7 protein-coding genes are annotated in these 11,928 nt (G+C 66.7%); 3 read left to right on the top strand and 4 right to left on the bottom strand.

Annotated features, from left to right (window positions below; genetic code table 11):
• Window positions 1-10: 10 nt before the first annotated feature.
• Window positions 11-211, bottom strand: coding sequence for a HigA family addiction module antitoxin (locus tag IGS68_RS02825; RefSeq protein WP_247881341.1), 201 nt, complete (start codon window positions 209-211; stop codon window positions 11-13).
• A gap of 786 nt (window positions 212-997) precedes the next feature.
• Here IGS68_RS02825 and IGS68_RS02820 point away from each other — a divergent pair.
• Window positions 998-2,260, top strand: coding sequence for an IS110 family RNA-guided transposase (locus IGS68_RS02820; protein WP_201070323.1), 1,263 nt, complete (start codon window positions 998-1,000; stop codon window positions 2,258-2,260).
• Between the two features lie 231 nt (window positions 2,261-2,491).
• Here IGS68_RS02820 and IGS68_RS02815 read toward each other — a convergent pair whose 3' ends face one another.
• The 3 genes from IGS68_RS02815 to acnB all read right to left on the bottom strand — a co-directional run bounded on the left by IGS68_RS02815 (window position 2,492) and on the right by acnB (window position 8,743).
• Window positions 2,492-2,911 carry a hypothetical protein gene (locus IGS68_RS02815; RefSeq protein ID WP_201077156.1) on the bottom strand — a complete coding sequence of 140 codons (420 nt, stop codon included), beginning with the start codon at window positions 2,909-2,911 and terminating at the stop codon, window positions 2,492-2,494.
• Window positions 2,912-3,187: 276 nt separating this feature from the next.
• On the bottom strand, window positions 3,188-5,896 hold the full coding sequence (acnA, locus tag IGS68_RS02810) for an aconitate hydratase AcnA (RefSeq protein WP_201077155.1): 2,709 nt from the start codon (window positions 5,894-5,896) through the stop codon (window positions 3,188-3,190).
• Window positions 5,897-6,154: 258 nt separating this feature from the next.
• Entirely contained in the window at window positions 6,155-8,743 is a 2,589-nt protein-coding gene (gene acnB / locus IGS68_RS02805) for a bifunctional aconitate hydratase 2/2-methylisocitrate dehydratase (RefSeq protein WP_201077154.1), read from the bottom strand.
• Window positions 8,744-9,041: 298 nt separating this feature from the next.
• Here acnB and IGS68_RS02800 point away from each other — a divergent pair, with 298 nt between their 5' ends.
• Both IGS68_RS02800 and IGS68_RS02795 read left to right on the top strand, forming a co-directional pair.
• Window positions 9,042-9,872, top strand: a complete 831-nt coding sequence (locus IGS68_RS02800) for an ABC transporter ATP-binding protein (protein WP_201077153.1) — start codon at window positions 9,042-9,044, stop codon at window positions 9,870-9,872.
• Window positions 9,872-11,824 carry a long-chain fatty acid--CoA ligase gene (locus IGS68_RS02795; RefSeq protein ID WP_201077152.1) on the top strand — a complete coding sequence of 651 codons (1,953 nt, stop codon included), beginning with the start codon at window positions 9,872-9,874 and terminating at the stop codon, window positions 11,822-11,824. The genes IGS68_RS02800 and IGS68_RS02795 overlap by 1 nt, the downstream gene beginning before the upstream one ends.
• Window positions 11,825-11,928 lie beyond the last annotated feature (104 nt).

Here is an 11,928-nt window from a genome sequence, read left to right as displayed (position 1 = left end):
CCGGTTGGGCTCAGCCGTTGTCCGATTCGGTGCCGGTCACCATTCCGAAATAACGGCAGAGGCGCAGGTCGGTTTCCGCGGTTACGTCGCACCGGCCGGCGATCATGTCGTTCAGGCTCTCTTCCGAAATTGCCGTGGCAGAGGCCAACTCGGCGGGAGTGATCCCGATCGCATCAAGGAAATCCTCCTTGAGGATCATGCCGGGCGTCACGTTCTGCAATCGATCACGGCTGTCCGGCACGTTTACTGGGTACTGCTCACAAGCCTGAACTCAAGGCGGAACTACCCCTTTTTCGTCATGGCCGGACTTGATCCACGGGTGTCCGGCACGGTACTTGCTAATCAGCCATTGAGAACATTTCTAGTGACCGTTTTCTCCTTCAGTTCGTCATCCACGAGCTTGACCCGCGGATCTCAAGGCACGGAGGCTCCGATGCTTCCCGTGAAAGATGGCCGGATCAAGTCCGGCCATGACGAAAATGGAGTAACCTTACCTCAAACTAAACCTTTCGTAGCGTGAGCAATCGCTGTGCCGGACAGCCGTGGACTTGATCCGGCCATCGTCTCACAGGTCTCACGGGGGCTCCGTGGCTGGAGATGCCCGTATCAAGTCCGGGCATGACGATAATGGGAAGATGAAGTATCCTGAGCATCAGCTTGGGGTTGATCAGCAATCATCGTGCCGGACAGCCGTGGCAATCGATCAGTCATGGTAATCGACAACCTCCACGTTCCAGGCATTTCCGTCCCGCCAAGCTGGGGCCTTAGCCCCCTGTACCCTTCACGGGTCGAATGGTCAGCGGTATCATAGCGCCGTTGACTGATCGGGCCGATCCGCCGGGAGCAACCTTTTGCCCCCTGTGTCACGAACACCTGGGGGGGACGCGTGCCCCGGCGGCAGGCCGCGGCTGAGGCCCAGTGGGGAGTCAGCGCCAAGCGAGCGCCAGTACAGGGGTGGATCCAGGCTGCGGCGGCCCATTTGGATGGGAGCCCTTGAATGAGTGAGATGTTCGACTGGTATGTCGGCATCGACTGGGCGAGCGAGGTTCATCAGGTCTGCCTGGTCGATGATCGTGGCGTGGTACGCGGGGAGCGCGCGGTGCGCCACAGTGGCGAGGAACTGGCCGGTCTGGCGGCTTGGCTGATCGAGACCACGGGCGCCGCTCCGGAACGCATCGGCATTGGCATCGAACTGCCCCACGGTCCGGTCGTGGAGAGCCTGATGGAACGCGGCTTCGCGGTGCACGCCATCAATCCCAAGCAACTCGACCGCTTCCGGGACCGATTTTCAGTTTCCGGAGCCAAGGACGACCGGCGCGATGCCCGGGTGTTGGGCGACAGCCTGCGCACCGATACCCGCTGCTTCCGGCGCCTGAGGCGGGATGAGCCCAGAATGATCGAACTGCGCGAACGGCTGCGCATGACCGAGGAGTGTAAGCACGAGCGCGTTCGCCTGACCAATCGGATGCGCGAGCAGCTCTGGCGCTATTACCCGCAGATTCTGGACCTATCCGACGATCTGTCGGCGGCATGGTTGCTGGATCTTTGGGCGCTGGCGCCAACGCCGGCCAAGGCGCGCCGGGTGCGCGAGAGCACGATCGCCAAGCTGCTGAGGAAGCATCGGATTCGCCGGCTCGACGCCGCCGAAGTGGTGCGACGCCTGCGTCGTCCGGCGCTGACGGTGGCGTCCGGCACGGTCGAGGCGGCGAGCGCCCATGTCGGCGCTTTGCGCGACCGGCTGCGCCTCGTCAACCGCCAGATCTCGGCGGCCGAGCGGCGGGTCGACCAGATCCTGACCGAGTTGGCGGCCTCTCCAGAGGAACCGGAGGCGGTGCCGGGGCAGCCGCCACAGCAGAGCGACGTGACGATCCTGCGCTCCTTGCCGGGGGTTGGGAGGATCGTCTGCGCCACTCTGCTGGTCGAGGCCGGCGAGCCCCTGAAGGCGGGTGACCATCAAGCCCTGCGGGCGCTGGCCGGCGTGGCGCCGGTGACCCGGCGTAGTGGCAAGAGTTGCATCGTGCTGATGCGTCAGGCCTGTTGCCAGCGTCTGCGCGACGCAGTCTATCATTGGAGCCGTGTCGCGGTCCAATGCGACGCCACCTGCAAGGTGCGCTATCAAGCCCTGCGCAAAGCCGGCCACAGTCATGGCCGGGCGTTGCGCACGGTCGGCGACCGGCTGCTGGAAACCGCTTGCGCCATGTTGCGTGGCCGCGGCTTGTACGACCCGCAACGCGCCGGGCGGACACGCCAAGCCGCCTGAAGCAAGCCTCTGAAACTGGGCGGAGGTGATACTGTCCCTTACATCCGATGGAGGCGGCGCTTCCGGCGGAACGGCACGAGTCAAGCCCGTGCCGCCATCGGCGGTGACCCGCAGGGTCAGGCTTGACGCGTGTCGGGCCGTCGGGAACCATAATCATCGGACGTAAGGGGCACCCCCAGACACTACTCGGATCATTGACAAGCGGTGGGGAGTCCCTTCGCCGGGTCGGGGTCAGTCGTCGTCCGGTTCGGTGCCGGTCAGCAGGGCGTGGATGCGGCGGCCCAGGGCGGTCAGGTCGTTGCCCTTGGCGTCGAACAGGGCGTGCAGCCGCGCCATGCCCGTTTCGTCCGGGGTGAAGGCCGCGACGCCGCCGGGCAGCGACTCCGAGTAGTTCCAGGTGAAGGCAGGGGCCGCGGGGTCCCACACTTCGGTGCGCTCCGGGCCGTGCGGCCGGGCCACCCAGGCGCGGGAGCCGGCCGCTTCGGCCTTGTAGCGGACGCCGAAGAAGCGGCTGCCGGACAGGGCGCCGACCGCGGCGACGGCGAAGGGGAGATCGGCAGCGTCGGGAAAACGCTCCGCGGTCATGCGGGAGATCGTTTCGGCGAACCGGCGGCGCTTTTCCTCCGCCGGCATACCGTCGAGGACGGGCATGGCTTTTGCTCCTTGCCTAGGGGGGCGACGTCATGGGCATCCCGGCATGAGCCCCATGCAGGGGAGAGTCAATGCGGCAACTTGGCCGCGACCTCATGCGGAGGGGGGCGTCCCGCCGCCCTTGGTGCGCGGGACGCGCACCCTCCAGGCTATCGGTGCGGAGTCATCAATGGTCATCGTCAAATCGCTCGATCTCGGACTTGAACCATGCAAAAAGCCCCGCGGCTTGACGCCGCGGGGCTTTTCCAAGTCGATGCTTCGGCCGAAGCCGGAAGCTTACGCCGCCTGCTTCATCATGCTGCGCAGCACGTACTGGAGGATGCCGCCGTTCTTGTAGTACTCGACCTCGTCCAGGGTATCGATGCGCAGGGTCACCTGGATCGTCTGGGACGTGCCGTCGGCGCGGGTGATCTTGACGTCGATGTCCTTGCGCGGGGTCAGGCCCGCCTCGACGCCGGTGATGTCGAAGATCTCCGTGCCGTCCAGCTTCAGGCTCTGGCGCGACATGCCGTCCTTGAACTGCAGGGCGAGGATGCCCATGCCGATCAGGTTGGAGCGGTGGATGCGCTCGAAGCTCTCGGCGAGCACGGCCTTGACGCCCAGCAGGCGGGTGCCCTTGGCCGCCCAGTCGCGGGACGAGCCGGTGCCGTACTCCTTGCCGGCCACGACGACCAGGGGCGTGCCCTCGTCGGCATAGCGCATGGCGGCGGTGTAGATCGGCATCACCTCGCCCGAGGGGATGTGCCGGGTGACGCCGCCCTCGGTGCCGGGGACCATCTCGTTCTTGATGCGGATGTTGGCGAAGGTGCCGCGCATCATGACTTCATGGTTGCCGCGGCGGGCGCCGTAGCTGTTGAAGTCGGTCGGACGCACCTGGTAGCCCAGCAGGTATTCGCCGGCGGGGCTGTCCTTCTTGATCGAACCGGCCGGGGAGATGTGGTCGGTCGTGATCGAGTCGCCGAGGAGCGCCAGCGGACGGGCGTCGTGGACGTCGGAGACCGGCTGCGGCTCCGGCTTCATGTCCTCGAACAGCGGCGGCAGCTTGACGTAGGTCGAGCCCTCGGTCCAGCTGTAGGTCTGGCCGGTCGCGGTGGCGATGCTGCGCCACTCCTCCGGCCCGGCGAACACGTCGCTGTAGCGGCTGCGGAACATCTCCGGCGTCAGGGACGCCTGCATCAGGTCCGCGATCTCCTTGTTGGACGGCCAGATGTCCTTCAGGTAGACCGGCTGCCCGTCGCTGCCCGTGCCGATCGGGTCGTTGACCAGGTCGACCTTGACGTTGCCGGCCAGCGCGTAGGCGACGCAGAGCGGCGGCGAGGCGAGGTAGTTGGCGCGGGTGTGCGGGTTGACGCGGCCCTCGAAGTTGCGGTTGCCCGAGAGCACCGCGGCGACCACGAGGTCACCCTCCTCCACCGCGGCGGAGATCGCCTCCGGCAGCGGGCCGGAGTTGCCGATGCAGGTGGTGCAGCCGTAGCCGACCAGGTTGAAGCCCAGCGCGTCCAGGTGCGCCTGGAGGCCGGCGGCCTGGAGATAGTCGGTCACCACCTGGCTGCCCGGGGCCAGCGAGGTCTTGACCCACGGCTTGGTCGTCAGGCCCTTCTCGACCGCCTTCTTGGCGACCAGGCCGGCGGCGATCAGCACGCTGGGGTTGGAGGTGTTGGTGCAGGACGTGATCGCCGAGATGACGACGTCGCCCTGTTTCAGGCTGTAGTCGGCGCCCTTGACCGGGGTCGCCTTGTCGATGTCGGAGGCCGGGACCTTGAAGGCCGCGGTGAGGTCGCTGGTGAAAGCCTGGGACAGGGCCGACAGCAGCACCTTGTCCTGCGGGCGCTTCGGGCCGGCAAGCGACGGCTCGACCGAGGCGAGGTCCAGTTCCAGCACGTCGGTGAAGACCGGCTCCGGCGAGCCCGGCTCGGCCCACATGCCCTGGGCCTTGGCGTAGGCCTCGACCAGCGCCACGCGGTCGGCGTCGCGGCCGGTGAAGGTCAGGAACTTGATGGTCTCGGCGTCGATCGGGAAGATGCCGCAGGTGGCGCCGTATTCCGGGGCCATGTTGGCGATCGTGGCGCGGTCGGCCAGCGGCAGGTCGGCGAGGCCGGGGCCGAAGAACTCGACGAACTTGCCGACGACGCCCTTCTTGCGCAGCATCTGGGTGACGGTCAGCACCAGGTCGGTGGCGGTGGTGCCTTCCTTCAGCTTGCCGGTCAGCTTGAAGCCGACGACCTCGGGGATCAGCATGGAGATCGGCTGGCCGAGCATGGCCGCCTCCGCCTCGATGCCGCCGACGCCCCAGCCCAGCACCGCGAGGCCGTTCACCATGGTGGTGTGGCTGTCGGTGCCGACGAGGGTGTCGGGGTAGGCGACGGTCTTGCCGGTGCCCTGGTCGGTGTCGGTCCAGACGGTCTGGGCCAGGTACTCGACGTTGACCTGGTGGCAGATGCCGGTGCCGGGGGGCACGACGCGGAAATTGTTGAACGCGGTCTGGCCCCAGCGCAGGAAGGCGTAGCGCTCCTGGTTGCGCTCGAACTCCAGCTCGACGTTCTTCTTGAAGGCGCCGGGGCTGCCGAACTCGTCCACCGTGACCGAGTGGTCGATCACGAGGTCGACCGCGCAGAGCGGGTTGATCCGCGATACTTCGCCGCCCAGCGTCTTCACCGCCTCGCGCATGGCGGCGAGGTCCGCCACGGCGGGGACGCCGGTGAAGTCCTGCATCAGGACGCGGGCGGGACGGTAGGCGATCTCGGTGTCGCTGCGCCGGGTCTTCAGCCACTCCGCCACCGCCTTGACGTCGTCGACCGACACCGTGCGCCCGTCCTCGAAGCGCAGCAGGTTCTCGAGCAGGACCTTGAGCGAGAAGGGAAGCGTGGAGAGATCGCCGAGGCCGGCCTGCTCGGCCGCCTTCAGGCTGAAGTAATCGTACGACTTGCCACCCACGTCGAGGGTGCGGCGCGTCTTCAGCGTGTCATGACCGGTGAATGTTGTCACGGGAACTCCTCCATTGCTTTGCAACCGGCGGAGGTTTGGATCGACATGTGACCGAAACCTTATTTTGCGTTGCAATGATTTAGCGCAGAATCTGCACGCTGGCAAACGGCAGCGGTGTGCGAGTGGTATTACCAGCGGAGCGATGGCGAGGGTTTCCGCGCTTGGGGACGCGGCGGCGCATGCCTGCGGGCTCCCGGAAAAACAAGGCCCCCGCCGGTTTCCCGGCGGGGGCTGCTGCTGCGTGCGTATCCGATCCGGTCAGGCGACCGCGACCGTGTCCGCGATCTCTCGGAAGGCGGGGATCTGGTCGAAGTTCATGTAGCGGTAGATGTCGGCGGCCTTCTGGTTGACGATGCTGACCTGCTCCATGTACTCGGCCACGGTCGGGATCCTGCCCATCAGCGCGCACACCGCGGCCAGCTCGGCCGAGCCGAGATAGACGCGGGTGTCGATGCCCAGGCGGTTGGGGAAATTGCGGGTCGAGGTGGACATGGCCGTCGAGCCCTTGCGGATCTGCGCCTGATTGCCCATGCACAGCGAGCAGCCCGGCATCTCCATCCGCGCGCCCGACTTGCCGAGGACGCTGTAATAGCCTTCCTCGTTCAGGATCATGGCGTCCATCTTGGTCGGCGGCGCGATCCACAGCCGGGTCGGGATGTCGGACTTGCCGTCCAGCACCTTGCCGGCGGCGCGGAAGTGGCCGATGTTGGTCATGCACGAGCCGATGAAGACCTCGTCGATCACGTCGCCCGCGACCTCCGACAGCGGCTTGACGTCGTCCGGATCGTTCGGGCAGGCGACGATCGGCTCCCGGATGTCGGCCAGGTCGATCTCGATGACGGCGGCGTAGTCGGCGTCGGCGTCGGGCTGCAGGAGCTGCGGATCGGCGATCCAGGCCTCCATCGACTTGATGCGGCGCTCCAGCGTGCGGCGATCCTGGTAACCGTTGGCGATCATCCAGCGCATCAGCGTGATGTTGGAGCGCATGTACTCGATGATCGGCGCCTCGTTCAGGCGCACCGTGCAGGCGGCGGCGGACCGTTCGGCCGATGCGTCGCTCAGCTCGAACGCCTGCTCGACCTTCAGGTCGGGCAGCCCCTCGATCTCCAGGATGCGGCCGGAGAAGATGTTCTTCTTGCCCTTCTTCTCGACCGTCAGCAGGCCCTGGCGGATGGCGTAGAGGGGGATCGCGTTGACCAGGTCGCGCAGCGTGACGCCCGGCTGCATGGTGCCGGTGAAGCGCACCAGCACGCTTTCCGGCATGTCCAGCGGCATCACGCCGGTGGCGGCGGCGAAGGCGACGAGGCCGGAGCCGGCCGGGAAGGAGATGCCGATCGGGAAGCGCGTGTGGCTGTCGCCGCCGGTGCCGACGGTGTCGGGCATCAGCAGGCGGTTAAGCCAGGAGTGGATGACGCCGTCGCCCGGCCGCAGGGACACGCCGCCGCGGGTGGCGATGAAGGCCGGCAGCTCGTGGTGCATCTTCACGTCCACCAGCTTGGGATATGCCGCGGTGTGGCAGAAGGACTGCATCACGAGGTCGGCGGAGAAGCCCAGGCAGGCCAGGTCCTTCAGCTCGTCCCGGGTCATCGGGCCGGTGGTGTCCTGCGAGCCCACGGTGGTCATCCTCGGCTCGCAATAGGTGCCGGGGCGGATGCCCTGTCCGTCCGGCAGCCCGCAGGCGCGGCCGACCATCTTCTGGGCCAGCGAGAAGCCCTTGCCGCTGTCGGCCGGGGCCGACGGCAGCCGGAACAGGGTGGACGGCTCCAGGCCCAGCGCCTCGCGGGCGCGGGCCGTCAGGCCGCGGCCGATGATCAGCGGGATGCGGCCGCCGGCCCGGACCTCGTCGAAGATCACGTCGGACTTGACCTTGAACTCGGCGATCACCTCGCCGTCCTTCAGGGCCTTGCCTTCATAGGGGCGCAGCTCGACGACGTCGCCCATCTCCATCCGGGAGACGTCCAGCTCGATCGGCAGCGCGCCCGCGTCCTCCATGGTGTTGTAGAAGATCGGCGCGATCTTGCTGCCCAGGCAGACGCCGCCGAAACGCTTGTTCGGGACATAGGCGATGTCCTCGCCGGTCCACCAGAGCACGGAGTTGGTGGCGGATTTGCGCGAGGAGCCGGTGCCGACCACGTCGCCGACATAGGCCACCAGATTGCCCTTGGCCTTCAGCGACTCGAGCTGCCTCACCGGGCCGCGGGCGCCGGGCTCGTCCGGCTCGATGCCGGGGCGGGGGTTCTTCAGCATGGCGAGCGCATGCAGCGGGATGTCCGGGCGCGACCAGGCATCGGGGGCCGGCGACAGATCGTCGGTGTTGGTCTCCCCGGTCACCTTGAAGATGGTCAGGGTGAGGCTTTCCGGAACCTCCGGACGCGAGGTGAACCACTCGGCATCGGCCCAGGACCGCATCACCGCCTTTGCATTGGCGTTGCCCTGGTCGGCCAGTTCCTTGACGTCGTGGAAATAATCGAACATGAGGAGGGTCGTCTTCAGCCCCTCCGCCGCGGCCGCGCCGCATTCGGCGTCGGCCAGCAGGTCGATCAGCGGCTTGATGTTGAAGCCCCCGAGCATGGTGCCGAGCAGTTCCGTCGCCTTGACCCTGGAGATCAGCGCGCAGGACTCCTCCCCCTTGGCGACCCGGGCCAGGAAGGCGGCCTTGACCTTGGCGGCATCGTCGACGCCCGCCGGCACGCGGTAGGTCACCAGATCGACCAGGAACCGCTCCTCGCCCGCGGGAGGCGTCTTCAGCAGGCCGATCAGTTCCTCGGTCTGCCTGGCGGACAGCGGCAGCGGCGAAATCCCGAGCGCGGCACGCTCAGCGACATGCTGGCGATAGGCTTCAAGCACGGCTAGATCCTCTCGTTTCAGGTTTATTGCAGGACTTTCAGTCCCTTTGGGTCGATGCTTGCCGGTTGTTTTGCCGGGCTCTTGCCGGATGCGCGATGAGGCTCTTTGCCGCTGCGCCTCATTGTCCCAAACCGGGCAGGCGCGGTTTTCCGGCGGGGACCCTCTGCGCCCGTACCGGGAACTTCCGGGCGCAAGCTATTCATCTTGAATTTACGAAGCCGGTATCGCACCTTGCTGCGCAAGGGTCGTACGAACGAAAAAGGTACGCCCAATAAGAACGTGACAGGGAGGACGCGCGGTGAAAGCCGATACGCCCATTTTCGAAGCCCGACATGTGTCGCTGCGGTTCGGCGGTGTCCGCGCCTTGACGGATGTGAGCTTCTGCATCGACAAGGGCGAGCTGTTCTCGATCATCGGTCCCAACGGGGCCGGCAAGACCTCCATGGTCAACTGCATTTCCGGCCGGTACAGCCCGACCGAGGGCCAGATCCTGTTCAAGGGACGGGACATCACGCGGATGACGCCCAACCACCGGGCCGAGATCGGCATCGGCCGCACGTTCCAGAACCTGGCGCTGTTCGGGCACATGACGGTGCTGGACAACATCATGGTCGGGCGCCACCACCTGATGAAGAACAACTTCCTGACCGGCGCGCTGTACTGGTTCACCGGCGCGCGGAAGGAGGAGCTGGAGCACCGCCGCGAGATCGAGGAGATCATCGATTTCCTGGACATCCAGCATGTCCGCAAGGCGGTCGCCGGCACGCTTTCCTACGGGTTGCGCAAGCGCGTCGAGCTGGCCCGCGCCATGGCGCTGAAGCCGGACCTGATCCTGCTGGACGAGCCGATGGCCGGCATGAACCTGGAGGAGAAGGAGGACATGGCCCGCTACATCGTCGACCTGAACGAGGAGTACGGCATGACCGTCGTGATGATCGAGCACGACATGGGCGTGGTCATGGACATCTCCCACCGGGTGATGGTGCTGGATTTCGGCAAGAAGATCGCCGAGGGCTATCCGGAGGAGGTCCTGGCCAACGCGCATGTCAAGCGGGCCTACCTGGGCGAGGCCGACGACGTGCTGAGCGACGAGGACGACGTGGCCGTGCCGGCCGGGAAGGTGGCGTGATGAACGCCGGAACCGTCAACGGGCTGCCCGACCTGTCGCTGTTCGACACCTTCCCGAAGCTGCTCCAGGTCCATGCGCGCAACCATCCGGACGAGGTGGCGCTCCGGGTCAAGGATCTGGGGATCTGGCACAGCCTGAGCTGGAGCCAGTACCAGGCGCGGGTCAAGGGTTTCGCGCTGGGGCTTCACCACTACGGCGTCGGCCGGGGCGACGTGGTCGGGATCGTCGGCGACAACCGGCCGGACTGGGTCTGCGCCGAGATCGCCGCCCATGCCGTGGGCGCCATGAGCCTGGGCATGTACCGGGACGCCCTGGACGAGGAGATCGCGTATCTCGTGACCTACAGCGACGCCAAGGTGGTGTTCGCCGAGGACGAGGAGCAGGTCGACAAGCTGCTGGAGCTGGGCGACAGGATCGCCACGGTGAAGCTGATCGTCTACAGCGACCCGCGCGGCATGCGGAAGCATTCCGACCCGCGGCTGGTCTCCGTGACCGAGCTGATGCACCACGGCGACGCGGTCGCGTCGGAGTTTCCCGCCCTGTACGACGAGATGGTGGCGGCCGGGCGCGGCGAGGACGTGGCGGTGCTGTGCACCACCTCGGGCACGACGGCCAACCCCAAGCTGGCGATGCTGCCGGCAGGGCGGGTGATCCGGCATTGCGCCAGCTACCTGGACGTCGATGCCAAGGGGCCGCGGGACGAGTATGTCTCGGTGCTGCCGCTGCCCTGGATCATGGAGCAGGTCTATGTGCTGGGAAAGGCGCTGCTGAGCCGGATGACCGTGAACTTCGTCGAGGAACCCGAGACGATGATGCACGATTTCCGGGAGGTCGGGCCGACCTTCGTGCTGTTCGCCCCGCGCGTGTGGGAGCAGATCGCCGCCGACGTGCGCGCCCGGATCATGGACGCCTCGCCGCTCAAGCGGCGCCTGTACGAGTACGGGATGAAGGTGGGGCTGGAGGCCCTGGACAAGGGCAAGCGGTCCCGGCTGGCCGACCTGCTGCTGTTCCGCGCGCTGCGCGACCGGCTGGGATTCTCCAACTTGAGATCGGCCGCGACCGGCGGCGCGGCGCTGGGGCCGGAGACCTTCCGCTTCTTCATGGCGATGGGCGTGCCGCTGCGCCAGCTCTACGGCCAGACCGAGACGCTGGGGGCCTATACGATCCATGCCCACGGCGACGTGGACTTCGACACCGTCGGCAAGCCGTTCGGCAAGGACATCGAGGTCCGGATCGACAACCCCGACCACAACGGCGTCGGCGAGATCGTCACCCGGCACCCCAACATGTTCGCCGGCTATTTCCGCAACGAGGCGGCGGGCGCGGCCGATATCCGCGACGGCTGGATGCATACCGGCGACGCGGGGTACTTCGACAAGCGCGGGCACCTGGTGGTGATCGACCGGATCAAGGACATCGCCACCACCGGGCGGGGCGACCGGTTCTCGCCGCAATACATCGAGAACAAGCTGAAGTTCAGCCCCTATGTGGCCGAGGCCGTGATCCTGGGCGACCAGCGCGACTATCTCGCCGCGATGATCTGCATCCGCTTCCCGATCGTGTCCAAATGGGCGGAGAAGAACCGCATTTCCTTCACGACCTACACCGACCTGTCGAGCCGGCCGGAGGTCTACGAGATGATCCGGCGCGAAGTGGAGACGGTCAACGCGACCCTGCCCGAAGCCCAGCGCATCGCCAAGTTCCTGCTGCTCTACAAGGAGCTGGACGCCGACGACGGCGAGCTGACCCGGACCCGCAAGGTGCGCCGCGGCGTGATTGCGGAGAAGTACGGGACGATCATCGACGCGATCTATGCCGGGCGGCCCAGCATCGACGTGGACACCACCATCGCCTTCCAGGACGGCACCAGGCAGCGCATCCGGACGGTCCTGAGGGTGGTCGACCTGGTGCCGGGAAGCAGCGCGCCGGCCTCTCCCAAGCGGGCGGCGTGATGGGGAGGCGATTGCAATTTCGGGGGAGTTCGGGTAGAAAGAGGCTGCCGGGAGGTGTTGACTCCACCCCCCGGCGCCTCCTAGGCCCGGGTCACGAGAAGACG

Source organism: Skermanella sp. TT6, from assembly GCF_016653635.2.
Classification (GTDB): Bacteria; Pseudomonadota; Alphaproteobacteria; order Azospirillales; family Azospirillaceae; genus Skermanella; species Skermanella cutis.
This window is presented reverse-complemented; position numbering and strand designations above follow the sequence as displayed.